We start from the raw sequence: 25,154 nt of genomic DNA on the forward strand, positions 1-25,154 counted from the left end.
GGCGAGCGTCACCGCTCATGCGATGCGCGCCCGCCGGGCTGAAATGCCTTGCGCTGAAAGACGTCAGTCGTCCTTCTTGTCCGCCTTCTTCTCCAGCGGCGGCACGACGCGGATGTGCAGTTCCTTGAGCTGCCTTGCATCCACCTCGGAGGGCGCCTGCATCAGCAGGTCCTGCGCCTGCTGGTTCATCGGGAACATGGTCACTTCGCGCAGGTTTTCCTCGCCGCACAGCAGCATCACGATCCGGTCGATGCCCGGCGCGATACCGCCATGGGGCGGCGCGCCGTATTTGAACGCGTTCAGCATGCCGCCGAACTTGTTCTCGACGACCGACTTGTCATAACCCGCGATCTCGAAGGCCTTGTACATGACATCCGGCTTGTGGTTCCGGATGGCGCCGGAGGACAGCTCCACGCCATTGCAGACGATGTCGTACTGGAAGGCGGTCATGCCCAGGATCTCGTCGGAATTCGACGGATCGAGTTCCAGGAACTTGTCCAGCGGATAGTTCGGCATGGAGAAGGGGTTGTGCGAGAAGTCGATCTTCTTCTCGTCCTCGTCCCATTCGAACATCGGGAAATCGACGATCCAGCAGAACTTGAAGATGCCCTGCTCGACCAGTTCGAGTTCCTCGCCCACCCGCGTGCGGGCGAGCCCTGCGAACTGGTAGAATTTGGACGGGATACCCGCCACGAAGAAGACCGCGTCGCCGGCGCCGAGGCCGAGCTGTTCGCGGATCTGCGCCGTGCGCTCCGGACCGATATTCTTGGCCACGGGGCCTGCGCCCTGCACGCCGCCCTCTTCCTCGCGGAAGAAGATATAGCCGAGGCCCGGCTGCCCTTCGGACTGCGCCCAGGAGTTCATCCGGTCGCAGAAGGCGCGGTTGCCGCCGCCCGGCGCGGGGATCGCCCAGACTTCCGTCTGGTGGTTCTGCTCGATCAGGTTCGCAAAGACCTTGAAGCCGGAGCCGCGGAAGGCGTCCGTCACATCCTGCATCTCGATCGGGTTGCGCAGATCCGGCTTGTCGGAGCCGTATTTGCGGATCGCCTCGGCGAAGGGAATGCGCGGGAACGGCAGCGGGGACACTTCGCGTCCGTCGGCGAACTCCTCGAACAGGCCGTGCAGCACCGGCTCGATGGCGTTGAAGACATCGTCCTGCTCGACGAAGCTCATTTCCACGTCGAGCTGATAGAACTCGCCCGGCGAGCGGTCGGCGCGCGCATCCTCGTCGCGGAAGCAGGGCGCGATCTGGAAGTAGCGGTCGAAGCCCGCCACCATGATGAGCTGCTTGAACTGCTGCGGCGCCTGGGGCAGCGCGTAGAACTGGCCGGGATGCATGCGCGAGGGCACCAGGAAGTCGCGCGCACCCTCCGGCGAGGAGGCCGTCAGGATCGGCGTCTGGAACTCCAGGAAGCCTTCCTCCGTCATACGGCGGCGGACCGACGAAATGATCTGGGAGCGCTTCAGGATGTTGCTGTGAAGCGTCTCGCGGCGCAGATCGAGGAACCGATAGGTAAGCCGCGTCTCTTCGGGGTAATCGGGCTCGCCGAAGACCGGGAGCGGCAGTTCCTGCGCATCGGAGAGCACTTCGACGCCCTCCACCCGGATCTCGATTTCACCGGTCACGAGGTTCGGATTGACCGTCTCGTCGGAGCGGGCCACCACCTGCCCCTCCACGGAGAGAACCGACTCGGCGCGCACGCGCTCGGCAATCGCAAAAGCGTCTGCCCGGTCGGGGTCGAAGACGAGCTGGGTCAGCCCGTAATTGTCCCGGAGGTCGATAAAAAGCAGGCCGCCATGGTCTCTTTTGCGGTGAACCCAGCCGGACAGGCGCACGGTCTTGTCGACATCGGACTTGGAAAGCTCGCCACAGGTGTGGCTGCGGAATTTGTTCATTTCTGCAAGGCCTTGAGATTCAAGGACGAATCGTCATCAAATCAGGAGGAGTGAATGAATTTGACGCGCGAAAAGCGCATGGATGTACCTGCCTTGTCAAGACCGCGAGGCCCAGCTTTGCCCTCGCATGGCGGCGGCGGGCCGGCCTTCATGCAGGACAGGCCGTGCGCCATGCGGTATAGAACCGGCCCATGAACATAATTACGAAAACCGACGCTCTGGAATCCCTATGCGAGCGTCTCGCCAAGGCCGGCTTCATCACCGTCGATACGGAGTTCATGCGGGACTCCACCTTCTGGCCGAAACTCTGCCTGATCCAGGTGGCCGGGCCCGACGATGAAGCCATTATCGACCCGCTGGCCGAGGGGATCGACCTTGCCCCCTTCTACCGGCTGATGGCCGACCGGAACGTGGTGAAGGTGTTCCACGCCGCCCGGCAGGACATCGAAATCTTCTTCCATGATGGCAACACCATTCCCGACCCGCTGTTCGACACGCAGGTGGCCGCGATGGTCTGCGGGTTCGGCGACAGCGTGGGCTACGAAACGCTGGTGAAGCGGCTCACGGGCGGCAGCGTGGACAAATCCTCCCGCTTTACCGATTGGTCGCGCCGGCCGCTCAGCGACAAGCAGCTCAAATATGCGATGGCCGACGTCACCCATCTGCGTACCATCTACGAGGTGCTGGCGCGGCGGCTGACCAAGACCAGGCGCGTCCATTGGGTGGGCGAGGAAATGGCCATCCTTCAGGCCCCGGCCACCTATGAAATGAAACCGGAAAATGCCTGGAAGCGCCTCAAGATGCGCTATCGCGGCCGGCAGGGCCTCGCCGTGCTGGTGGAGGCCGCGGCCTGGCGCGAAAGGCAGGCGCAGGAGCGCGACATCCCGCGCGGGCGGATCATGAAGGACGATGCGCTTTACGAGATCGCGACGCAGCTTCCCCGCTCGCTCGAAGAGCTGGAACAGCTTCGGGCGATCCCGCGCGGCTTTTCCGGCGGGCGCTCCGCGCAAGGGCTGATCGAGGCCATCGAGCGGGGGCTGGCCATGTCCGAGGAAGACATTCCCGTCGTCGAGGGCCCCGAGCCCCTGCCGCCGGGTATCGGCCCGCTGGTGGAACTTCTCAAAGTGCTGCTGAAGCTCAAATGCGAAAAGCACGACGTGGCGCAAAAGCTCGTCGCCAATGTGTCGGACCTCGAACTCATCGCTGCGCATGAAGAAGCCGATGTCCCCGCCCTCAAGGGCTGGCGGCGGGAGCTTTTCGGCGAGGATGCGCTGCGGCTGAAAAAGGGCGAGCTGGCGCTTGGCGCCCAAGGCAAGAAGATCGTTCTGATCGAAACCGGCCGATAGGCTCTCGCCGATGCCCGCTCAGGCGTTCGGCCGGGTGCCCATGCCGGGCAACCAGATTCTCGTGCAGTTCCGCCCGGCCTTCTTGGCTGCGTAGACGGCGACGTCCGCGCGGCGGAGCGCCTCCTCCGCGGCGATGCCTTTTTCCATGAAAGCGATACCGAAAGATGCGGTGATTTGAAACGCCTTGGCGTCCGGATCGCCGTCGCCGGTCGTCACAGGCACTTCCATCAGGCCTTTCCTGATGCGCTCGACGGTTTCCAGCGCCATGTCCCGTCCCGATTGCGGAGCGCAGAGCAGAAACTCCTCGCCGCCATAGCGGAACAGCATGTCGAAGGGCCGGGTGGAATCCATGATGTATCTGGCAAAGGACATAAGCGCACGGTCGCCCGCGGTGTGGCCGTAACTGTCATTGACCTGCTTGAACTCGTCGAGATCCATCATCACCAGCATGCAATCCACGAGTTGACGGTCGACCAGTTGCTGCTGCTTGTGCAGCTTGGCCATCATCCCCACTCGATTGCCCGCGCCGGTGAGCGGGTCGAAGTCGAAGAGCATGTCTTCCAGGGTGCGCTTGAGCAGCAAAATATGCAGGCGCAGATCCCCCACCAGCTTCAGAAAGGCATCATACTCGGCCTTTTCGATCGAGCGGCCTTCCGCAGAGTGCCTGAGCAGGCCGTGAGCCCCCTGATGCATCCTGCGGTGGCTTTGGCCCAGCTCCTCATATCCCGGCACATCACGCAGCCAGTCGGGAGATTCATTGTCGTACCAGCGCCCGAAGGGACAGCAATGATGCGCGTTCTCACGGAAGTTTTCGGGATCGAAAGGAAGCTTGCAGACAAGAGCCATGTTCAGCTTGTCCAGCCACCCGACATGCTCGAAGATCTGCCGGTCGATGTCTGCCATCGCGGCGCGAATTTCGTCGGCGGCGGGAAAGACGACGTCGCCTTCGCTGTCCGTTTCCTCGACCAAAAGACCCATCGAATTCTTCCGGGGCGACGCCCGCTCCCTATCCAGCAGTACCGGCGACGGACCGTACCGGGTCGGACGCGCCCATCTCCGCCTTGGTCATGGAAGAATCCCATACCATGGTCCGGTTGCGGCCTGCCCGCTTGGCTGCGTATGTCGCAATGTCCGCGCGATCTATCGAGTCCACAACGGGAAGGTCGGGATCGAGCATGGTCATGCCGAATGACGCGGTGATATGCAGCGGCGCGTCTCCATTGTTTTCGATGGCAAGCTGTTCCAGTCCCGACCGAATGCGCTCGATCAGGGTGTGGGCGGACTCAATATCCGTATGCGGAGCGCAAAGCAGAAACTCCTCTCCGCCATAGCGGAAGAGGCGATCGAAGGGCCTGGTATTCGACATCACATGCCGTGCGAAGGCGGCGAGCACCCGATCGCCGGCCGTGTGGCCGTAATTGTCATTGACCAGCTTGAAGTGGTCGATATCCATCATGACGATGACGCAACTTTCCAGGTTGCGCTTCACCAGGCTCTGCTGTTCGCGAAGGCGCGTCAGCATGCCTGAGCGGCTGAACGCACCCGTCAGCGCATCCAGGTTGAAGGCTTCGTCCTCAAGCTCGTGCTTGAGCGTATCCATCTGAAGCCGCATGCGCCTTTGCTCATGAAGGAACCGTTCGTATTCGGCGACGGGAATTTCTTCATGCCGCATCGACAGGTTGAGCAAACATGCGGCGTGCTCGTGCATCTTCCTGTGCGCGGCTTCGAGCTCTATGAAATTCTGATTGGAACGGAAAGGTTGCCCTTCCTCGCCGTAATACCATTGCCCGAAACGGCAGCGCCGGTAGGCATCCGCGGCGAGGTCCCGGTCGTCGGGCCGCAAGCGGCAGACCAACGTCATCTGAAGCGTGTCCATCCACAAGCTGTGATTGAACAGCTCCTGGTCAAGAATGTTGATCGCTTTCCGGATTTCGTCTTTCGGCGTATCGCTGGGTTGCATGATCGCGGGCGCTCCGTGGTTTGGAGGCTTTCCTCCGACTCTCGCTTTCAGACCGTCCCCAGCAAAACATACAAACCTCTCCAAATCCTTTCGCCGCGCGTCCGGAAAATGCACTTAACCCATTGTGAAATTTATGTTTTTTGTTCTGTTCACGCACACCGCGTCGACCCCGAGGACATGACGATGCGAGCCTTGTTCGCCTGGATTTGTGTAGGTACACTTTTTCCGGTCGGACCAAGGGAATGACGCCAGATGCAAGACGATGAAGAGCTGGAAGAACTGGTGCGGGAAAACTGCGCCTGTCTGCGGGCGCGCATGGCCGCGCGCAAGCTGACCCGGATCTACGACAAGGCCCTGAAGCCGACCGGCCTGCGGATCACGCAGTTCACGCTGCTGATCGCCGTCAAGGACGGTCGCGCGAAATCGGTAAGCGCGCTTGCCGACCTTCTCGCCATGGAGCGGACGACGCTTCTGCGCAATCTGAAGGTGCTGGAGGAGGCCGGCCTCGTTTCGAGCGAGCCGTCCGGCGAAGGCCGTGCGCTTTCGCTCAAACTCACGGCCAGCGGGAAGACGCGCCTGCATGAGGCCCTTCCCCATTGGCAGGCCGCCCAGCGCGCCGTGGAGGCGGAGCTGGGCGACGACTGGCCGGTGGCGAAATCCTCGCTTGAGCAGATCATTCGCGGTGTCTGAGGCCGCCTAAACGGTCTCGCTCACCCGGTAGCGCGGGAAACAGTCCAGAACCCGCGCGAGGCTCTGTTCGCTTCCCTCCACTTGCGCCGCGCCCTCCTCCACCAGCGCGGCAAGCTCGGTCCTGCCCTGAAACAGGCGGCGAAGGTCTTCCCATCCGATGGACAGATGCGCCGCCGGTGTTTCGGGCGCGCCGAAATCGACCGTCAGCCTGTTGTCGGCGACCGTCAGCGCGGCCTCGGTCGCCTGCTCGCCCGTCACGGTGAGATGGATCGCCGCGTCCACCCCCCGCGCCTTGCGGCGCTGGAAGGTGAGCGTCAGGCCGAACAGGAAAGCGAAGGGATTGTCGCTCTCGATCGTCCAGTCCACCGGTTTCGTCTGCTTGTGGGGAAAGCGCTTGGGAACGCTCTCGGCGGCATCGGAGTCTTCGAGCACGAAGACCGTCTCCTCCTTCGCCAGCAACGGGTCGAGATAGGTTTTGCGATATTCGATCCGGTCGTCGGCATAGGGCCCCAGCACATCGGTTCCGGCGGGACACACGCTCAGGCAATAGGCCGCCTTGTAGCCCGGCTTGAAGGACAGGCTTTGCCACATGGACACGGTTTCGCCATGGCTCACGCGGCGGTCATAGTCCTCCGCGTCCCCGGCATCGGCGACTTCATGCACCCAGTCGGTAAAGCCGCCCATGAACTCGCGATAATTATGCGTGTAGCAGGCCGAGAAGTTGAAGGTGCCGTCCGCGCCGATGGCTTCCACCGGGCAGGCGGCCACGCAGAGACGGCAATCCAGACAGGGCGAATAGTCGAGGGGCGCGCTCGCCTCCGTCACCGGGTTTTCGATCAGAACCGTTCCCAGCAGGATGAAACTGCCGAATTTCGGATGGATCACGTTGCGGTGAAGCCCCATCTTGCCCATCCCGGCCGCTTCGGCCAGCGGCTTGTGGGAGATGGTCTGCATATTGGTCGGGAAATTCTGCGCTTCCATCGGAAAGGCGGCGGCGGGATTGATCGCGCGGATCCCCCTATCCTCCAGCCTGCGCACGACGTCGCGGGCGACATCGTTCACCAGGTCGTAGGTCTGGTGGAACTCTTCATTGGCGACGGAGCGCACCGTGGTGCGCACGGTCGTCCGGTTCATACGGCAGACGAAGCTCACCAGCGTCCGCGTCCCCGGCAGAAGCGCCTCGATCAGGTGGGCCTGCGCGGCCGCGGCCGGGTCGTTTGCCGCGACAATGCCGCAATCGTCCGCCCCGGCCTCGATGAAGAGCCCGCGAATGAAATCCGCGTCGAGCGGTTCCAATGCGCCTGAGGCGGGTCCGCTCTCGCCCGTTTCTTTCAGGGCCCGATAAGCGGCGATATCGCGATGTTCGGTCGTCGTCCCGGTCATGCCAAACTCTATATAGTGTATCTACACTATATAGAGTGCCGGAGAGCGTCGTCAATGCGGTTAATGCCGTCCGTCGCGGATTATTTGATCTTGATCTCGCCCTTCCGGCCCAGCGTCCGGGCCAGCGCGTTGAGGCGCTTTTCAACGACTTCGCCGGTCAGCGCCTCGTCCTTGCGGTCGAGGGTAAGGGTCACGAAGTTCTTGCTCACGCTCAGCCTGGTGCGCGGCAGGAGGCCGGTCGTCGCGCCGCACAGCGTGAAGGCCAGACGGAGCGCCAGGCCCAGCACCAGCGCCCGGTTGTTCTCCTTCTCGTTCATCATGCCGGTGAGATCGCCCAGCAGGTCCGGCTCTCCCCGCCCCTCATGCCGGTGATAACCCACACGAGCCAGAAAGATACGTCCGGGATGATCGATGCCGGAGAAAGGCGCCAGCATGATCTGGGTCATGGCGTGATGCGCCCGGTAATCGGGATGCACATACCAGCCGATATCGGCGAGGATGCAGCCGGCGAGCCGCAGCCGCGCTTCCTCCTTGTTTTCGCCCAGTTGATCCTTGGCGAAGAGCGGCGCGGTCCAGTCGAAGAACTCGTCGCCATGCTCGGGAAAGCGCGCCAGACGGCCCGCCAGATCGTGCGCGCCTGCGATCAGCGGGTCCTTCGCCTTTTCCTCAGCGTCCAGCCGGTCGAACAGTACGCCCTCGCGCAGACCGTAGGCGGAGACGATGACTTCCTTTGCCCTTGTGGCGGCCAGGATCTTGTCAAGGATTAGCGCGCCATAGGGCAGCGCATCGATCCGGCGTTCCGACACGTCGGGGATCTGCGAGAGCGTCTTGGGGCCGAGCTTTTCGATCACGCGGGAAATCTCGGCCGCCTCGGAGGCGGGCATGGAATAATGGTGCAGCACATGGATAGGATACTTGCGCTGCGCCATGTGAATGCGGGCAAGATTCCGCCAGACGCCGCCGACCGCGTAGAAACGGCGCCCTTCCAGGCGCCTCAGCCAGTCGAGATCCTTGAGTTCCTTCTCGACGATGGTCTCGGCAAGGGTGAGATTGCCCTTGGAAAGGTCCATGAGGCGCAGCGGCCCGAGCGGCAGCGTGGCGCCCTCGCCCATCTTGCCGCCGCCCACCGTCACCAGTTCGAGGCTGCCGCCGCCCAGATCGCCCACGACGCCTTCGGCATCGGGCGTGCCGGACAGAACGCCCTGCGCGGCGTAACGGGCCTCGTCCTTGCCGGAAAGGATCATGAAGGGAAAGCCGCAGATGTCTTCGGCCTGTCTGACGAATTCGGCCCCGTCCTCCGCGTCGCGCACGGCGGCCGTCGCGGCGACCACCAGCTCGTCGATCCCGATCTGGTCGCGCAGCGCCATGAAGCGGCGCATCGCCGCCAGCGCCCGTTCCATGCCTTTCGGATCGAGCCGCCCGGTACTCGCAAGGGTACGGCCAAGGCCGCACATCACCTTTTCATTGAAGACCGGTACCGGATTGCGCTGCGCACCGGCATAGACCACGAGTCGTACAGAGTTTGAGCCGAGATCGATAATGCCGAACCGGCCGCTCTTCTTGCTGCGGCTCACTTCAACCCTCTTGGACGTTTGCAGGACGTTTTAATCCTGCGCGGCTTTGATGTCGAATTTTGGCGGCAGATTCTTCTGCAGCGCCTTGCCGCGTCCAGAAAGGCTGGCATTGTTCATGAAATAGGTGTGCGCGTTGAAGGGCTCCTCGCCCTCCGGCACCCTGGTGCGGACGAATCGGCCATCGGGGCGCAGTTCCCAGCTCTGCTGGTTGTCCTTGAGGTTGGCCAGCATGATCTGGTCCAGCACCTGATCGTGAACCGTGGGGTTCAGGATCGGCACGAGCGTCTCCACCCGGCGGTCGAGATTGCGCGGCATCCAGTCGGCCGACGAGATATAGACCTTCGCCTTGTCGGAGGGCAGTTCCGCGCCGTTTCCGAAGCAGACGATGCGGGAATGCTCGAGAAAGCGCCCGACGATGCTCTTTACACGAATATTTTCCGAAAGACCCGGCACGCCCGGACGCAGGCAGCAGATGCCGCGAATGACGAGTTCGATGTGAACGCCCGCCTGGCTGGCCTTGTAGAGCGCATCGACGAGCGCGGTATCCACCAGCGAGTTCATCTTCGCCCAGATCGCGGCGGGGCGGCCCGCCCTTGCATTGTCGATCTCGGTCTGGATGTCGGCGAGCAGTCGCTTGCGCAGGTTCAGCGGCGAGACGGAGAGCAGCTCCATATCCTTCGGCTCGGCATAACCCGTGATGAAGTTGAAGAGCTGTGCCGCGTCATGCGCCAGGCGCGGATCGCAGGTGAACATCGAGCAGTCGGTATAGATCTTCGCGGTGATCGGGTGGTAATTGCCCGTGCCGAAATGCACATAGGAGCGCAGCACGCCGCTCTCGCGGCGGACCACCAGCGACACCTTGGCGTGGGTCTTGAGTTCGATGAAGCCGAACACCACCTGCACGCCGGCGCGTTCCAGGTCGCGCGCCCAGCCGATATTGGCCGCCTCGTCGAAACGCGCCTTCAGCTCCACCAGCGCCGTGACGGACTTGCCCGCCTCCGCCGCCTCGATCAGCGCCTCCACGATGGGGCTGTCCTTGGAGGTGCGGTAGAGCGTCTGCTTGATCGCGACGACATCCGGGTCGGCCGCAGCCTGCCGCAGGAACTGCACCACCACGTCGAAAGATTCGTAAGGGTGATGGACCAGAATATCCTTGGCCCGGATCGCCGCGAGGCAATCGCCGCCATGGTCGCGGATCCGCTCGGGGAAGCGCGCATTATAGGGCGGGAATTTCAGGTCCGGACGATCGTCCACGATGAGCTGGCTGACCTGGGCAAGCCCCAGAATGCCGTCGACCTGAACCAGTTCCTTTTCGCTGACGTCGAGTTCGTCCACCACGAAATTGCGCAGCCCCTCGGGCGTGGCGGCTTCGATCTTCAGCCGGATCACGCTGCCCCGGCGACGGCGCTTCAGCGCGCTTTCGAAATAGCGCACGAGGTCTTCGGCTTCTTCCTCGATTTCGATATCGCTGTCGCGCAGCAGGCGGAAGGCGCCGCGCCCGGCCACCTGATAGCCGGGGAACAGCCGGTCGAGAAACAGGCCGATCATGTTTTCAAGACTGATGAAACGGATCGTGCCTTCCGTACCCCTGCCCCCCATATCAGGCGGCAGGCGCATGAAGCGTTCCACCTGATGGGGCACCGGCAGCAGCGCATCCATCATCTTGCCATCGCCGATCCGCCTCAGTTGCAGCGCCAGCGCGAAACCGAGATTGGGGATGAAGGGGAAAGGATGCGCCGGGTCGATGGCCAGCGGCGTCAGCACCGGAAAGACCTGTTCGAGAAAGCGCGTCTCGACCCAGGAGAACTCCTCCTCCGTCACTTCCTCCGGCTCCAGCAGGCAGATGCCCGCCTGACGCAATTCCTTCAGCAACTCGCCGAGGCGGTCCTGCTGATCGTTCATCAGCTCGTTCGCCATCGCGTTCACGCGGTCGAGCTGCTGGGCCACCGTCAGCCCGTCCGGGCTCATCGTCTCCACGCCCGCGCGCACCTGGCCGCGCAGGCCCGCCACGCGGACCATGTAGAACTCGTCCAGGTTGGAGGCCGAGATGGACAGGAAGCGCAGCCGTTCCAGAAGCGGGTGGTTGGGGTTTTCCGACTCTTCCAGCACGCGCCGGTTGAAGGCCAGCCAGGACAGCTCGCGATTGATGAACCGTTCGGGCCGGGTCATGTCGATCGACGTGACCGGAATATCCGGCGCCGCCGTCGCGCCGGACTTCGGCGCCGCGGGCCTGGACGCGGCCGGCTTGGACGCTGCCGGTTTGGGCGCGGCGTCCCGGGCGTCATCCGGCTGGGCCATATCGCTGGCCGCGGCGTTTCGCGTGGCTTTACCGGTGGTCATGTGGGGCGCGTCTTTCTGTTCAGCCTGTCGGCTATCAAATCGAATGATGAAACGGATCGCAGATTACGAAAACTATATGACCAAGATATGACCCCGAAAAGCCGATTTCGCCTGAACGCTCAAAGGCTTGGGGGTCAATCCTGCGCCGGGCCGCGCTCCAGTATCTCGGCGGCGAGCCGCGGCCCCAAAGGCCGTTTCCCCGCCAGGGACGCCTCGTCCAGCGCGGCCACCAGCGCACGGGCCGCCGCCACAGAGCGCTCCATGCGCGGCAGCAGAAAGGGGATCAGCGTTTCCGGCACATTGAGCTGGCGGTCGTCGAAGAGCTTTGCCAGCACGCCTGCCAGCAGGTCGTCGTCGGGGCTGCCCAGTTCGGCATGCGGCGCGGCGCGCAGGCGCGAGGCGAGATCGGGCAAGGTAAAGGGATGCTGAGCGGGCGCGGTGCGCGAGGTCATCAGCAGGAACCCGCCCTCTTCCCGCGTCAGGTTCACCAGATGGAAAAGCGCCCGCTCGCCCTTTTCCGACAGCGCGTCGATGCCCTCCAGCACCAGCGGACCGCTCGCGGCCAGGGCGGCGATATCGGCGTCGGGCAAGTCGGCGGGCGCGACGTGCCGCGCATCGCTTCTCATGCGCCAGACCTCGGCGAGATGCGATTTGCCGCTTCCCGCCGGTCCCGACAGGACGAGCCATGGCGCCGACCAGTCCGGCCAGGCGTCGATCATCGCGACCGCGGTCTCGTTCGACGCTGCGACCAGAAAATCCTCCCGCCCCAGCGCCGGGCGGTGCGGCAATGCCAATACGAGTTGCCGGGCCATCAGCCTTCCGGTGTTTCCTTGGTGGGCGCCACGCCGGGCGGGACGGGCCGCCCTTCCGCATGCTGGGCCTGCGCCACCATATCGCCCGATCCCGTCGAATAGGCCCGGTCGCCGAGATAGAGCGGGCTCGTCTGATAGCGCGCCACCGAATAACGCGCGACGACGCCGATTGCCGCGGCGACGGGCACGGCCAGCAGGGCGCCGACGAAACCGAACAGCGCGCCGAAGGCGAACAGTGCGAACATCACCCAGACGGGATGAAGCTGCACCCGGTCGCCCACCAGCTTGGGCTGGAGGAAATTGCCCTCCACGATCTGCCCCAGCTGGTAGATCGCCATGATAAGAATGATCTGGGTGTAGTCGGGCCAGAACTGAAGCAGCGCCAGAATGAGCGAAATGACGAAGCCGGTCAGCGATCCCAGATAGGGAATGAAGCTGATGATGCCGGATATGATCCCGACGATGAGACCGAAGCGCAGTCCCGCCGCCGACAGGGCAATGGCGTAATAGGTGCCCAGAATGATGCAGACCAGCACCTGACCGCGCACATAGCCTTCCAGCACCGTGTCGATCTCGCGGGCCAGCGCCCGGATGGTCGGCGCGTGGTCGCGCGGCAGCAACTGGTCGATCCGCTCCACCATCCGGTCCCAGTCGAGCAGCAGATAGAAGGCGACGACCGGCGTCACCACCACCAGGGCGATGACGCCCGCGATCTGAAGCCCCTGCGACCCGACCGAGGCGATGATGTTCAGCAGCCAGCCGAAGCTGTCGCCCAGCGAATTCTTGATGGCGTCCTGAATATCCGCCGCGCGCTCGCCGAAGATCGCCTCGAGCCGGGCCGAGGTCAGGTGCAGCAGCCCCTGTCTCGCCTCTTCCAGCAGATTCGGCAGCGATTCCGCCAGCGAAACCGCCTGCTGCACGACGGGCGGCAATATCAGGATCGCCGCCACCACCATGACGATGACGAAGAAGATGGTGATTACCCCGGTCGCCCAGAGGCGCGACAACCCCCACTCCTCCAGCTTGTCGGCCATCGGATCGAGGAAATAGGCAATCGCCATGCCCGCCACGAAGGGCAGGAGAATGCTTTCAAGCAGCCAGAGCATGAGCACGAAGACGAACGCCACGATGGCCCAGACGATCAATTGCCGCTGAATGCTCATTGCCCTCTCCCCGGCCGGTCTCGTTGCGGATCGGCGATGCCTGTCACGGCTGCACTTTCAGAACCCAGTGCCGGCCGCTTTCGATTGTCTGTTCCGCCATATCGGCGGCGGCGCCCTGCATTGCGTCCATCGGGTCGCGGCGCCGCGTCTGCCGTTCCTCGGGCGTCAGGAAACCGCCTTCCTCAGGCACCCGGGTTTCGGCGGACGCATCATCGCCCGGCTCGGCGACCGGCGACATGCCCGTATCCGCGCCATCGGCCGAGGGGCCCTGGATGGCCGCGCCGTCCGGGGAGAGCGCGATGCCCTGCTGGGCGAGGGAAAGCGCCAGCCTTTCCGGCGCGCCCTTGAAGGAGAGATGCAGTTCGGCCGCGCCGCCGGTAATGCCCATCACGTCCATGCCGGTAATGAGCGGGGTGCTGCCCAGCCCCTGGCGGATCTTCTGCCACTCGCCCAGATTGGCAAAACTGGCCGTCGCATTCAGTTCGCGTATGCGGGTATCGCGGACGATGATCTGGCGCTTCCACTGGATCCCCAGCGAGGTGAGCATGCCTTGCGCGGCCTGCGCGGCGGCGCCTTCCAGCGTCTCGTCCTCGAAGGAACGCTGGATCGGTTCCTGCGACGCCGGATCGCCGTAATGGGTAACGGTCACGTCGAGCACCGTCTTGCCGTCCCGCGGGCTGGCCTTGGCCAGCGCCACCACGGCGTCGGCGGCGCCATAGCGGTCGGCCAGCGTCTTCAGCGCCTCGGCATCGCCCGACACCGCCTTGTCGACGGGGACGAGGCTCATTTCGTCGATGTCGCCCAGCGGCACGATGAGCGGCTTCATCGCACCGGCGAGATCGCGCTCGTTCCATGCCTTGCGCCAGGGATTGTCGTCTTCCCAGAGGATGCGGGTTCCGTCCTTTTCCAGCACCGGCAGGAGCAGCGCCGGGCGGGCCTGCGTTTCGGCATAGGGAACGCCGGACCGGCCGAGAATGCCGCGCACCGCCCCGCGCTGGAAGCTCACGATCAGGTCGGCGATATAGCGGGTGGAACTCGCCTTTTCATCGGCGACCTGAAAGCCGGAGACGGCGTTCTGGGCCATCCCGTCATCCACCGGGGGAAGTTTGTCCCAGTCTTCCGGCAGGGTCAGGCGCTGCATCAGCAGCGTCAGCGCCTCGCGCTGGCCTTTCGCCTGCGCCAGTCCGCGCGCCGTGGCGGCGCTGTCGGCGGTCACGTCCACATGCACGTTCTTCACCGTAAACAGCTCGCCCGCGCCGGCCGGGAGGGCGCCGAATACGATCTGCGATGCGAGGAAAAGCCCTGCGACGGGCAGGAGCCGGTAAATCGCCTTCATGAACTGGCCTTCAATTCTGTCCCGGAAACGCTCGACTGCGCCCCCGCCCTGGACGGCGGGGTCCTTGGATTTCCGCGACACTATACCATCGCGCCCGCTCACGCGAAGGCGGCCGGGCCAAAAAGCCGCCGCAATCCGCGCTTATCCACGCATTCTTCCTCTTCCCGCCGGCTTCTTTCCGGCTTCCCGGCCCGTTCTGCCGCAGCCACTTGCGCACGGGCTCAATTTCGGGTGGTTTATGCCCTTCGATTCCCCCTCCCTGAAGACGGCGCGACATGGCCTCCAATCCTGAAAATCCGGACCGCAGCAACCGCTACACCTATGCCAAGGCGGGCGTCGACATCGACGCCGGAAACGAGCTGGTACAGCAGATCAAACCGCTGGCCGCCTCCACGCGCCGGGCGGGCGCGGATGCCGCGCTTGGCGGGTTCGGCGGCCTGTTCGACCTGGCCGCTTGCGGCTTCAGGGATCCGCTGCTGGTCGCCGCCAATGACGGGGTGGGCACCAAGCTGCGCGTCGCCATCGAGGCGGATGAGCATGAGACGGTCGGCATCGATCTCGTCGCCATGTGCGTGAACGACCTCGTCGTGCAGGGCGCCGAGCCGCTCTTCTTTCTCGACTATTACGCGACCGGCCATCTGGATGTGGATGTGGCGCGCTCGGTCGTGTCCGGCATCGCGGAAGGATGCCGCCAGGCCCATTGCGCGCTGATCGGCGGCGAGACCGCGGAAATGCCGGGCATGTACTCCAGGGGCGATTACGACCTTGCGGGCTTTGCCGTCGGCGCGGTCGAACGCGACGGCGTGCTGCCGCGCGCCGACCTCAAGGCGGGCGACGTGCTGCTGGGCCTTGCCTCTTCCGGTTTCCACTCCAACGGCTATTCGCTCGTCCGCCGCATCGTGGAAGACGAGCGGCTTTCATGGTCGGCCCCTTTCCCCGGCGGCGACGGCGCGAATATCGGCCAGACGCTGCTGACGCCGACGCGCATCTATGTCCGCTCGCTCTTGTCGGCGATCCGCGAGACGCAGGCCGTGAAGGCGATGGCGCATATCACCGGCGGCGGCTTTGTCGAAAACATCCCCCGCGTGCTGCCGGACGGTCTCGCCGCCCGCATCGACGGCGCAAGCTGGTCCATGCCGCCCGTCTTCCGCTGGCTGATGAAGCTGGGCGGGCTCGACGAGGCGGAGATGGGCCGCACCTTCAATTGCGGTATCGGCATGGTTGTGGTCGCGGATGCGGACAAGGCCGAGGACGTCGCGAGCTTCCTGCGCGGCGCGGGCGAAACCGTCTATCGCATCGGCGAACTGGCCGAAGCGGAAAACGGCGGCGAGCGCGTCGTCATCGAGGGCGAACTGGGGTCTGGCCGCTGATGCGCATTGCCGTACTGATTTCGGGCCGCGGTTCCAACCTCAAGGCCCTGATCGATGCCTGCGCGGCGGAAGATTTCCCCGCCGACATCGGCCTTGTGCTGTCCAACCGGCCGAACGCATCGGGCCTCCTCCATGCCGAGGAAGCCGGTATCCCCCACAAGGTGATCGACCACAAGGAATTCAAGACGCGCGAAGAGTTCGACGCGGTGCTTCACCGCACGCTGGAGGATGCGGAGATCGAACTCGCCTGCAATGCGGGCTTCATGCGCATCCTGACCGACGATTTCGTCAACAGGTGGCGCGACCGGATGCTCAACATCCATCCCTCGCTCCTGCCCGCCTTCAAGGGCCTGCATGTGCATCAGCGCGCGATCGACGCAGGCGTACGCATTTCGGGCGCGACCGTGCATTTCGTCCGCCCCGAGATGGATGAAGGCCCCATCGTCGCGCAGGCCGCCGTGCCGGTTCTGCCGGATGATACCGCGGATGTGCTGGCGGAGCGCATTCTGGCGGCGGAACACAAGCTCTACCCCTTTGCGCTGCGCCTCGTCGCAGAGGGCAAGGCGCGCGTCGCCGATGAGCGGGTCGTCATCTCCGACGGCATCCCCGACGCGCCCGCGCCCATCTTCATGCCGCCACTGGGCTAGAGCATCGGGCTCAATAGCCCTCCCCCTTGACGGGGGAGGGTTGGGAGGGGGTGACGCGACACGCGCATGCGCCCGAGATTGCGGCAACGCCTCCCCCCACCCGGAAATTCGCTCCGCAAATTTCCGACCTCCCCGCCAGGGGGAGGTAGATTCCGTTCAGAAGGCAAAGCCAATCAAAGCGGCTGACGGGTGAACGGCACTTTCAACTGCCCGAGGAAATTTTCCGGCATGGGCTGTTCGATCCCGATATCGCGGGGCGGGCGGCGCGGCGAGTTGTAGAAGCTGCCGAAAAGCTGGTCGAACAGCATCAGGTTCTCGCCATAGTTGCGGTTGCCCTCGCTCAGATCCTTGGAGTGATGCCAGCGATGCAGCGAGGGCGTGTTGAAGACATAGCTCAGAACGCCGCAGCGCATCTCGATATTGCAGTGGGTCAGAAGACCGACAAAGGCCGTCACCGCGCTGACCAGCAGCAGCACGGGGTCCGGCGCGCCGAGCAGCAGCAGGATCGGGATGCCCACCGCGAGGCCGGTCAGCGTATCCACGAGGTGGAAACGCCCGGTATTGAAGAACCAGAGCCGCGTCACGCTGTGATGCACCGCATGGAAGCGCCAGAGCCAGGGCCATTCATGCGCCAGGCGATGCTTCCAGTAGAGCGGGAACTCGATGACGACGAGACCGAGCGCGAGCTGGAAGACGAGCGGCCATTCGGACGGCCAGATGCCGCCTTCCTGCGGCGCCACCCATCCGGCAATCCCCATGAAGACGATCACCGTGATCAGCACCTGCGCCACGCCCTTGTTCAGCACGGTATGCAGGAGGTCCGGCAGCATCTGACCGTCATTTTCGAGCCAGGCCCGCTCATGCGGCATGATGCGCTCGAGGCTGGCGATGGCGAGCGCCAGCCCAAGATAGGTCGCGTTGAAGGCGGCCACCCCATGCCCGGTGGACATGGCAGCCCATACAATGGCCAGCGGCACGGCAAAGAGCAGCGGCCAGAGAACGACAGACAATACGCGTCTCAAGATTTCGTCTCGCTTTATCGGCAATGTGCTTCGGTCGAAAAAGACTAGCATGCGATTCCATCCCGCGAGGCCGATCGGGCGATTGCCTTGCGAAGTGTTGCCGAAAAAGCAAAAGGCCCCGCCCCCTTTTGCATTTCAGGGGCGGGGCCTTGCGAATTCGTCCGGCGACTGAAATCAGCCGACGATCTCTTCGTCCTTGAAGAAATACTTGATTTCCTGCGCGGCGGTTTCCGGCGCGTCGGAACCATGCACGGAATTCGCCTCGATGTTTTCGGCGAAATCCTTGCGGATGGTGCCGTCCGCGGCTTCCGCCGGGTTGGTGGCGCCCATCACTTCGCGGTTCTTGGCAATGGCGTTTTCGCCTTCCAGCACCTGCACCACGACCGGGCCGGAGGTCATGAAGGCCACGAGATCGTTGAAGAAGGGACGCTCCTTATGGACCGCGTAGAAACCCTCGGCCTGCTCCTTCGTCATGTGGATGCGCTTGGAGGCGACCACGCGAAGGCCCGCGCTTTCCAGTCGGTCGACGATCTTGCCGGTGATGTTGCGCCGGGTCGCATCCGGCTTGATGATCGAAAAGGTCCGCTCAAGGGCCATGATCTTCGTCCTCTTTAGGGGCTGTCCTAGGGGCGGCCGGGAGGCTCCCGGCGGCATTTGGCGGGCCTTATAGCGGGCCGGAGCCAAGGCGGCAACCATCCCCCGTGACGAACGCACCGACCGGTGCTAAGTAGCCGCTCATGTTGCATTTCAACGATCTCACATTCCGCATGGAGGGCCGCCTCCTTCTCGATCACGTCTCCGGCGCCATCCCGCCGGGGCAGCGGGTGGGGTTTGTCGGGCGCAACGGCACGGGCAAGTCCACGCTGCTGAAGATCATCACCGGCGAATACGGCACCGAGACGGGCGGCGTCAGCTATCCGCGAAACTGGCGCATCGGCATGGTCCGGCAGGAGGCGCCCGCCGGGCCGATCACGCTGCTCGATACGGTGCTGGCCGCCGATCTGGAGCGCGCCTCGCTGCTGGAAGAAGCCGAGACGGCAACCGATCCGCACCGCATCTCGGAAATCCACACGCGGCTTGCCGATATGGGCGCCCATGCGGCCCCTGCCCGCGCGGCCTCGATCCTGGCCGGCCTCGGCTTCGACGACGCGGCCCAGGCGCGGCCCTGTTCGGATTTCTCCGGCGGCTGGCGGATGCGCGTGGCGCTCGCCGCGGTGCTCTTCTCCGAGCCCGACCTGCTGCTCCTCGACGAGCCGACCAACTATCTCGATCTGGAAGGCACGATCTGGCTCGAAGACTATCTGCGCCACTATCCGCACACCGTCCTCATCGTCAGCCATGACCGCGATCTACTGAACAATGTCGCGCAGTCGATCCTGCATCTGGAACACAAGAAGCTCACCTTCTATGCGGGCAATTACGACCGCTTCGAGAAGACGCGCCGCGAGAAGCTGCTCCTGCAGATGTCGATGAAGAAAAAGCAGGAGGATGCGCGCCGCCACATGGAAAGCTTCGTGGAGCGCTTCAAGGCGAAAGCCTCCAAGGCCCGTCAGGCGCAAAGCCGCATGAAGGCGCTGGCAAAGATGGAACCCATTGCCGACATTCTGAGCGAGCGCGTCCTGCCCTTCCGCTTTCCCGCGCCGGACAAGCCGCTGTCCTCGCCCATCATCCGGCTGGAACATGCCTCGGTCGGCTACGAGCCCGACAAGCCGGTGCTCAGGGATCTCGACCTGCGCATCGACCAGGACGACCGCATTGCGCTGCTGGGCGCGAACGGCAACGGCAAATCGACTTTCGCCAAGCTGTTGTGCGACCGGCTGCGCGTCAGTTCGGGGCACAAATACGATTCCAAAAAGCTGCGCATCGCCTATTTCGCTCAGCACCAGCTCGACGAACTCAATATGGGCGAGACGCCCTATGAGCATTTCCGCGAGCTGATGCCCGATGCGACGCAGGCACAGGTGCGCGCCGCCGCCGGCTCCTACGGGTTCGGCGCGGACAAGGCCGACACCAAGGTGGAAAAGCTGTCGGGCGGCGAGAAGGCACGGCTTCTCTTTGCCATTGCGACCTTCCACAAGCCGCATCTCATCATTCTCGACGAGCCGACCAACCATCTCGATGTCGACAGCCGCGAAGCGCTCGTCATGGCGATCAACGATTATGACGGCGCCTTCATCCTGATCAGCCATGACCGCCATCTGGTGGAGACCTGCGCCGACCGGCTCTGGCTGGTCGCGGACGGCACGGTCGCGCCTTACGAGGGCGACCTCAACGACTACCGCAAATGGCTGCTCGATCCGGCCCGGCGCGTGCGCCCCATCGAGCCCGACGGGGAAGAGGCGGAGGACGCGCCCGCCGCGCCGCGACCTTCCAACGACAAGCGGGAAGCCCGCCGCCTCGCCGCGAAGAAGCGCGAGCAGTTCGCCCCGCTGAAAAAGAAGGCGCAGGCCGCCGAGAAGGACATCGAGCGCTGTCAGGCGGAGGTCGCGAAGATCGACGCCAGGCTTGCCGAACCCGGTCTTTTCGAGCGCGATCCGGACAAGGCGAACGAGCTTGCCAAGGCCCGCGCCGACGCCCTGCGCGCGGTGGACGCCGCCGAGGAAGCGTGGCTCGAAGCGAGCACCGCCTATGAAGAGGCCATGGCGGCGGAGTGAGCGTCTTCGTATCCCTCCCCTAAAGCCCCGAGGATGGATTTCGTCCTGAAATTGCAAGACTATTCGTGTCGTGCAATGGCTGCTAAGGTTTTATTTTAGTCGAGGATGGGAGCGTATCGCATGAGCTATTCCAATCATGACTACAAATACGACCCGTTGCATCTAGACGAAAAAATGAAAGCCCCTCTGCCATGGTGGCGGGACTTCGTTCCCGTAGCGCTTATTCTCGCTGTTACAGCGGCTAACTGCATTTGGCTGTGGCTTAATGTGACGGATCGGACAACCGCTTCGTCCCTATCATGGGCTGTCGAGTTTCCCTGGCTCGCTCTGTTCTCTCTGGCTTTCGGTGCATTGGCGCTTTTGGTTTCCATGCGATCGATGCGTCGTAATACCGAACGCGAAACATTGAGGCTCGAAGCCTTGATATTGTCGAAGGAATTCGGCTCCCTCGCAAAAGCGATGGAGAAGCCGTCACAAGTTTCCGACCATTCCAGCGATTTCCCCTCCTGACAGAGGCCATTTCGATGGCTCCGAGAGGGAACAAATCGCTTTCCACTCTCACCGACGGTGAGATAAGGGAGCTTTTGCATTCTCTAGAGATCGAGGCGCACATCATTTTCGCCTCACTCGACCTTCCGCATCAGGCCGGCCGCAGGACGCGAAACCTTATCCTCAGTGCCGCCGGCCTTTTTGCCGGCGCGGCGATCAGTTCGATGACCGTTTGGGGTCTAGTTGCAACGCTATTTGCGCTATATGTGTTGATCGATAATTTTCTGGAAGACGCCGAAATATACAAGGCTGATAGAGAGGCCCGACAACGGCTCTCATATCTGCGACAGAAAGCAAAAGAGCTGCGAACCGAGTTGAAGAAACGGGGTTACACCCCTTAACTTCCTCCCGAACTCGCCCCCAGCCGCGCCAGCACTTCACCCGGGATGCCATAGGTGCGAATGACGTCGCGCCGGTCTCTGAGCCCGCAGAGTTCGCGCTGGATCAGGAAGCCATAGACCTTCTCCGCCGCCGCGTCGACGAGCGCCGGACGCGCCTCGTCTTCCGCTTCGCATTCCCGCAATGCTTTCAGCGCTTTTTCCACACCCGCGCCCGCCCGGCCCAGCGCGGAGGCCTGCTCGGCAAGGATTTCCTGGTCCAGCACCTGCTCGCCGGTTTCGACATGGGTCTGGACGGCAAAGAGATTTGGCGGTCTGAGCGACATGGGTCCCGCTCCGTTCGGTGGAGCGTCATTCAAACATGACAAGGCCTGCGTTTCGAGAGGGGGCCGCTTTCCGGCGGCACTAGCGGGAGACGACGACCTCCACCTCCATTTCGCGAAAGGCGGCGGGGTTGCCGACGAAGCTGCCCGAAACGGGGATCGTCTGGCGGATATCCCGCGCGACGCACACAGGCACGAGATTATATCCACCCATTCCGCGATTGGTCGGATCGAAGCTGATCCAGCCGGCCCCCGGCACATAGACCTCCACCCATGCGTGGGTCGAACCTGCCTCTGCCGAACCGACCGTATCCGGGTCGTCGGGATTGCTCAGATAGCCGGAGACGATCCGCGCGCCGAAGCCGAGCGCGCGGGCCGCTTCGGCAAAGAGCACGGCGAAATCGCGGCAGGTGCCGGTGCCCAGATCGAGCGTTTCCACCGGGGATTGCGTGCCCTCTTCCTCGCGTTCGCGATAACCGAGCGCAGCCGCAACCCCGGCATTGAGGTCCTTGAGCAAGGAAAGCGTGTCGGTTTCCTCTCCCCGGACGAAGCCCCGCGCCCAGATGCGCAGCCTGTCTTCCGGGTCTTCATATTGCCGGACCGTCATCGCGCCGAGATCGGTCCATTCATCATCGGAATACAGGAAGGGGTAGCGGATCGCCGAGGCCGCGATGGGAAAGACCGGCCATGGTTCGCTGTCGAGTTCGATCCGCGCGACGCTGTCGATCACCAGCCGGTCCGTCGGCGAGGCCATCGACGCGATCGCGACAGCGTTCCCGAACACGTCGCTCGACCATGCCAGCTCCGCCTTCGGCGTCACCGTGACCTCATGCGACAGGAGGCGCAGGTCCCGGCTCTCCCGCGGCCTCAGCATGAGGCGATGCGGCCCCAGGCTGACGGCTTCGTCATAGCTGTAGGTCGTTCGGTGCCGAATGGTGATTGCCGTCACGTTGCGCCTCCTTGCGGCGAAACTTCCTCGTCTGAAACAGGCCCGGACCGGACGTAGCGCGTCCCCATGGCAAAATTCAATCGCAAAAACCCTCTGATTTATTAAGATAAAACACCTTAAAACCGGCGAAATTCCTTGTCATTTTCGAGAATTTTCCAGTACTTTAAACGATGCCGGATAAATAAATTTTTGAATATACTTGTACTTTACCCAAACAGGATTTATGTTCCATCCAATCGATAGATGGCCAGACGTGTTGGCCTTGTGCGGGCCCTGCCCGCCCCAAGTTCATAATCATCTCACCTGACAATTCGATATCGACGGCCCGCAAGGTGCGGGCCGACCACACTATGTTTGGAAGAAACACAATATGACGACAGGAACCGTAAAGTGGTTCAATGCCCAAAAGGGCTTTGGCTTTATCCAGCCGGATGATGGCGGCAACGACGCTTTCGTTCACATCAGTGCTGTGGAACGCGCGGGCGGCAGCAATCTGCGCGAAGGCCAGAAGATCGAATATGAACTCACTCAGGATTCGCGCAGTGGCAAGTCCGCTGCCGAGAACCTGAAGTTTCTGGACTGATTGCATAAGCCGGCGTTCCGGATTTCCGGATAAGACCGGCAGCCCGCTTGCCCTTGCTCACGGCCGACCACGGATGTACTGGCGGCCCTGATCGAAGCGGTAGAGCGGCGGCATGACGCCCAGTAAGACGCCTCGCGTCTTTGGCCCCGTATCCTGATGATGGATGCGGGGCTTTTTGCTGCTCTCAGGCCTTCTTTTCCCATTTTCCGGCATCGCTCTGCTGCCAGTAGGTCGTGTCGTGTCCGGCTTCTTTCAGAGTCTTCCAGTGATTTCGCGCCGCGCCGACGGCCTCCGCGTCGCGACCGTCGAACATCAGGACGCATCGTTCATAGCCGTCCACCTCGCCGGGCTCGGCGCCGTCCACCAGAAAGAGCACATTCGCCCCGTTGGGGTTTTCCGTCTCCGTCGTCAACAGGACGGGTTCCAGCTCCGGCGGGCCGTCCTCGGCCATGCCATGCGGCAGGAAGCTCTCGTCGCGATAGGTCCAGAGCGTGTTGTTGAGCGCGTCCAGCCGTTCCTTGCTGCCGGCGCGGACGATCGCCCGCCAACCGCGTTGCAGCGAGCGTTCCAGCAGGTCGGGCAGAACGCGCTCCAGCGGCGCGTTCTGCAGATGGTAGAAAAGCACCTCGGTCATGCCGCTCTCCGGTGCGGGCAACTACGCCTCGTAATTGTCCGCCACCAGACGATTGAGCAGCCGCACGCCCCAGCCGGCGCCCCAGCTGTGATTGGTCGGCGTCTGCGGCGACGACATGGCTGTACCGGCGATATCGAGATGCGCCCATGTGACCTTGTTCACGAAACGCTCGAGGAACTGCGCCGCGGTGATCGAGCCCGCATCGCGTCCGCCGACATTCTTCATATCCGCAAACCTGGAATTGATGAGCTTGTCATAGGCCGGGCCCATGGGCAGCCGCCAGACTTTCTCGCCCTCGGCCATGCCGGCATCGCCAAGCTGGCGCGACAGCTTGTCGTCATTGGAAAAGAGCCCCGCATGCTCCTTGCCGAGCGCAACCATGATCGCGCCGGTCAGCGTGGCGAGGTCGATCATGAATTTCGGCTTGAAGCGGTTCTGCGTGTACCAGAGCGCATCGGCCAGCACGAGGCGGCCTTCGGCATCGGTGTTGATGACTTCGATGGTCTGTCCCGACATGGAGGTCACGATGTCGCCGGGGCGCTGCGCCTTGCCGTCGGGCATGTTCTCCACAAGGCCGATCACGCCGACCACATTCGCCTTGGTCTTGCGGGCGGCAAGCGCATGCATGAGACCGGTCACGCAGGCCGCGCCGCCCATATCGCCCTTCATGTCTTCCATGCCCGCCGGCGGCTTCAGCGAAATGCCGCCGGTGTCGAAGCAGACGCCCTTGCCGACGAAGGCGACCGGCTTGTCGTTCGCCTTGCCGCCTTCCCAGCGCATCACGACGAGCTTGCTTTCATGCTCGCTGCCCATCCCCACGCCGAGAAGCGCGCCCATGCCGAGCTTGCGCATCTGCGCTTCGCTGAGAACTTCCACCTTCACGCCGAGCTTGGAGAGCGCGCGGGCGCGCTTGGCGAATTCCGCCGGGTGCAGAATATTGGCCGGTTCGTTCACCAGATCGCGGGCGAGACAGACCCCTTCGGCCACCTTGGAAAGCGGCGCATAGGCCCGGCGCGCGGCGGCGGCCCCGCCGGACATGATGGAGACCGTCTTCAGCTCTTTCTTCGCATCCTTGTGGTTGCCGCCCTTGGCAGTCTTGTATTTGTCGAACTTGTAGGCCCGCAAGGCCGCCCCAAGGGCAACATGCGCCGCGGCGTCGGCCGCCGTCACCCGGGCCGACGAGATGCCCTCCACCACGATCGCTCCGGCCGTCTCCTTGTCCTTTTCGAGCCGGCCGACAATGATGCCGCCCGCCTTTTCCAGAACCGCCTTGTCGAGATCGCCCGTCTTGCCCACGCCGACAAGTAGAACCCGGCTGGCGCCCAGCCCCTTGGGGGCGAGTATCTCGATCGCGCTCTCCGCCTTGCCGGTGAACCCGGCGGCCTTCATCGCCCGCTTCAGGGCGCCGTCGGTCTTTTTGTCGATCTCGGCGGCCACGCCCCGCGGCGTCGCGGCCTCGGTCACGAGGACGGCGAGTGCGCCCGATTTGGTCAGCGATATGTCGGCGAAGGAAATATTCATCAAACAAGCCTTTCTCCGGACACCGGCGCCCTTAGCGCCCGTTCCGCATTCTGGTTGGCCTCCC

At 63.5% G+C, this 25,154-nt stretch carries 23 protein-coding genes; 8 read left to right on the top strand and 15 right to left on the bottom strand.

All coding sequences use genetic code 11. From position 1 onward, the window contains the following. Window positions 1–63 precede the first annotated feature (63 nt). The gene (aspS, locus tag FHS78_RS16655) at window positions 64–1,896 is read right to left on the bottom strand and encodes an aspartate--tRNA ligase (protein ID WP_167095509.1); all 1,833 of its coding nucleotides are present in this window, start codon (window positions 1,894–1,896) and stop codon (window positions 64–66) included. A 191-nt stretch (window positions 1,897–2,087) separates the two neighbouring features. On the opposite strand from aspS, the gene rnd reads away from it, so the two are divergent. After that, window positions 2,088–3,242 (top strand): ribonuclease D, encoded by a 1,155-nt coding sequence (gene rnd, locus FHS78_RS16660; RefSeq protein ID WP_167095510.1) that lies wholly within the window; start codon window positions 2,088–2,090, stop codon window positions 3,240–3,242. Window positions 3,243–3,260: 18 nt separating this feature from the next. Here the strand turns inward: rnd and FHS78_RS16665 are convergent, their stop codons facing one another. Further along, the gene (locus tag FHS78_RS16665; RefSeq protein ID WP_167095511.1) at window positions 3,261–4,220 is read right to left on the bottom strand and encodes a diguanylate cyclase domain-containing protein; all 960 of its coding nucleotides are present in this window, start codon (window positions 4,218–4,220) and stop codon (window positions 3,261–3,263) included. A 28-nt stretch (window positions 4,221–4,248) separates the two neighbouring features. Continuing rightward, window positions 4,249–5,202, bottom strand: a complete 954-nt coding sequence (locus tag FHS78_RS16670) for a diguanylate cyclase (RefSeq protein ID WP_167095512.1) — start codon at window positions 5,200–5,202, stop codon at window positions 4,249–4,251. Between the two features lie 252 nt (window positions 5,203–5,454). On the opposite strand from FHS78_RS16670, the gene FHS78_RS16675 reads away from it, so the two are divergent. Next, entirely contained in the window at window positions 5,455–5,892 is a 438-nt protein-coding gene (locus FHS78_RS16675) for a MarR family winged helix-turn-helix transcriptional regulator (protein WP_167095513.1), read from the top strand. Window positions 5,893–5,898: 6 nt separating this feature from the next. Here the strand turns inward: FHS78_RS16675 and FHS78_RS16680 are convergent, their stop codons facing one another. The 6 genes from FHS78_RS16680 to FHS78_RS16705 all read right to left on the bottom strand — a co-directional run bounded on the left by FHS78_RS16680 (window position 5,899) and on the right by FHS78_RS16705 (window position 14,500). Next, window positions 5,899–7,275: a 4Fe-4S ferredoxin gene (locus FHS78_RS16680; RefSeq protein WP_205305352.1), complete on the bottom strand. Its 1,377-nt coding sequence runs from the start codon at window positions 7,273–7,275 to the stop codon at window positions 5,899–5,901. An 80-nt stretch (window positions 7,276–7,355) separates the two neighbouring features. Then, entirely contained in the window at window positions 7,356–8,849 is a 1,494-nt protein-coding gene (gene ppx / locus FHS78_RS16685) for an exopolyphosphatase (RefSeq protein ID WP_167095514.1), read from the bottom strand. A 30-nt stretch (window positions 8,850–8,879) separates the two neighbouring features. Further along, entirely contained in the window at window positions 8,880–11,018 is a 2,139-nt protein-coding gene (locus FHS78_RS16690) for an RNA degradosome polyphosphate kinase (RefSeq protein ID WP_167095559.1), read from the bottom strand. Between the two features lie 305 nt (window positions 11,019–11,323). Next, window positions 11,324–12,001, bottom strand: a complete 678-nt coding sequence (locus FHS78_RS16695; protein ID WP_167095515.1) for a P-loop NTPase family protein — start codon at window positions 11,999–12,001, stop codon at window positions 11,324–11,326. Next, window positions 12,001–13,164 (bottom strand): AI-2E family transporter, encoded by a 1,164-nt coding sequence (locus tag FHS78_RS16700; RefSeq protein ID WP_167095516.1) that lies wholly within the window; start codon window positions 13,162–13,164, stop codon window positions 12,001–12,003. The genes FHS78_RS16695 and FHS78_RS16700 overlap by 1 nt, the downstream gene beginning before the upstream one ends. 43 nt (window positions 13,165–13,207) lie before the next feature. Further along, a complete protein-coding gene (locus FHS78_RS16705; RefSeq protein WP_167095517.1) occupies window positions 13,208–14,500 on the bottom strand; it encodes a DUF2066 domain-containing protein in 1,293 nt (430 codons plus the stop codon). A 275-nt stretch (window positions 14,501–14,775) separates the two neighbouring features. Between FHS78_RS16705 and purM the strand changes: the two genes are divergently transcribed. Then, window positions 14,776–15,870 carry a phosphoribosylformylglycinamidine cyclo-ligase gene (purM, locus tag FHS78_RS16710; RefSeq protein ID WP_167095518.1) on the top strand — a complete coding sequence of 365 codons (1,095 nt, stop codon included), beginning with the start codon at window positions 14,776–14,778 and terminating at the stop codon, window positions 15,868–15,870. Beyond that, the gene (gene purN / locus FHS78_RS16715) at window positions 15,870–16,517 is read left to right on the top strand and encodes a phosphoribosylglycinamide formyltransferase (RefSeq protein WP_167095519.1); all 648 of its coding nucleotides are present in this window, start codon (window positions 15,870–15,872) and stop codon (window positions 16,515–16,517) included. Before purM ends, purN begins: the two co-directional genes overlap by 1 nt. Window positions 16,518–16,690: 173 nt before the next feature. Here the strand turns inward: purN and FHS78_RS16720 are convergent, their stop codons facing one another. Continuing rightward, a complete protein-coding gene (locus FHS78_RS16720) occupies window positions 16,691–17,539 on the bottom strand; it encodes a sterol desaturase family protein (protein WP_167095520.1) in 849 nt (282 codons plus the stop codon). Window positions 17,540–17,713: 174 nt separating this feature from the next. Continuing rightward, on the bottom strand, window positions 17,714–18,136 hold the full coding sequence (gene ndk / locus FHS78_RS16725; RefSeq protein ID WP_167095521.1) for a nucleoside-diphosphate kinase: 423 nt from the start codon (window positions 18,134–18,136) through the stop codon (window positions 17,714–17,716). Between the two features lie 140 nt (window positions 18,137–18,276). Between ndk and FHS78_RS16730 the strand changes: the two genes are divergently transcribed. The 3 genes from FHS78_RS16730 to FHS78_RS16740 all read left to right on the top strand — a co-directional run bounded on the left by FHS78_RS16730 (window position 18,277) and on the right by FHS78_RS16740 (window position 21,083). Next, on the top strand, window positions 18,277–20,193 hold the full coding sequence (locus tag FHS78_RS16730) for an ABC-F family ATP-binding cassette domain-containing protein (RefSeq protein WP_167095522.1): 1,917 nt from the start codon (window positions 18,277–18,279) through the stop codon (window positions 20,191–20,193). Window positions 20,194–20,313: 120 nt separating this feature from the next. Continuing rightward, on the top strand, window positions 20,314–20,703 hold the full coding sequence (locus FHS78_RS16735; protein ID WP_167095523.1) for a DUF4175 domain-containing protein: 390 nt from the start codon (window positions 20,314–20,316) through the stop codon (window positions 20,701–20,703). A 14-nt stretch (window positions 20,704–20,717) separates the two neighbouring features. Beyond that, window positions 20,718–21,083, top strand: coding sequence for a hypothetical protein (locus FHS78_RS16740; protein ID WP_167095524.1), 366 nt, complete (start codon window positions 20,718–20,720; stop codon window positions 21,081–21,083). On the opposite strand, the gene FHS78_RS16745 is transcribed toward FHS78_RS16740, so the two are convergent. Both FHS78_RS16745 and FHS78_RS16750 read right to left on the bottom strand, forming a co-directional pair. Then, the gene (locus FHS78_RS16745; protein ID WP_167095525.1) at window positions 21,080–21,406 is read right to left on the bottom strand and encodes a DUF6665 family protein; all 327 of its coding nucleotides are present in this window, start codon (window positions 21,404–21,406) and stop codon (window positions 21,080–21,082) included. The two genes, FHS78_RS16740 and FHS78_RS16745, sit on opposite strands and share 4 nt — an antisense overlap. 79 nt (window positions 21,407–21,485) lie before the next feature. After that, window positions 21,486–22,352, bottom strand: coding sequence for a transglutaminase N-terminal domain-containing protein (locus FHS78_RS16750; RefSeq protein ID WP_167095526.1), 867 nt, complete (start codon window positions 22,350–22,352; stop codon window positions 21,486–21,488). 370 nt (window positions 22,353–22,722) lie between these two features. Here FHS78_RS16750 and FHS78_RS16755 point away from each other — a divergent pair, with 370 nt between their 5' ends. Further along, the gene (locus FHS78_RS16755; RefSeq protein ID WP_167095527.1) at window positions 22,723–22,935 is read left to right on the top strand and encodes a cold-shock protein; all 213 of its coding nucleotides are present in this window, start codon (window positions 22,723–22,725) and stop codon (window positions 22,933–22,935) included. 184 nt (window positions 22,936–23,119) lie between these two features. Here the strand turns inward: FHS78_RS16755 and FHS78_RS16760 are convergent, their stop codons facing one another. Both FHS78_RS16760 and FHS78_RS16765 read right to left on the bottom strand, forming a co-directional pair. Beyond that, window positions 23,120–23,569 (bottom strand): DNA polymerase III subunit chi, encoded by a 450-nt coding sequence (locus FHS78_RS16760; RefSeq protein ID WP_167095528.1) that lies wholly within the window; start codon window positions 23,567–23,569, stop codon window positions 23,120–23,122. A 21-nt stretch (window positions 23,570–23,590) separates the two neighbouring features. Continuing rightward, complete coding sequence (locus FHS78_RS16765; protein WP_167095529.1) at window positions 23,591–25,090, bottom strand: leucyl aminopeptidase; 1,500 nt, start codon at window positions 25,088–25,090, stop codon at window positions 23,591–23,593. Between the last annotated feature and the right edge of the window lie 64 nt (window positions 25,091–25,154).

It is taken from the genome of Parvibaculum indicum (genome assembly GCF_011762095.1).
GTDB lineage: Bacteria > Pseudomonadota > Alphaproteobacteria > Parvibaculales > Parvibaculaceae > Parvibaculum > Parvibaculum indicum.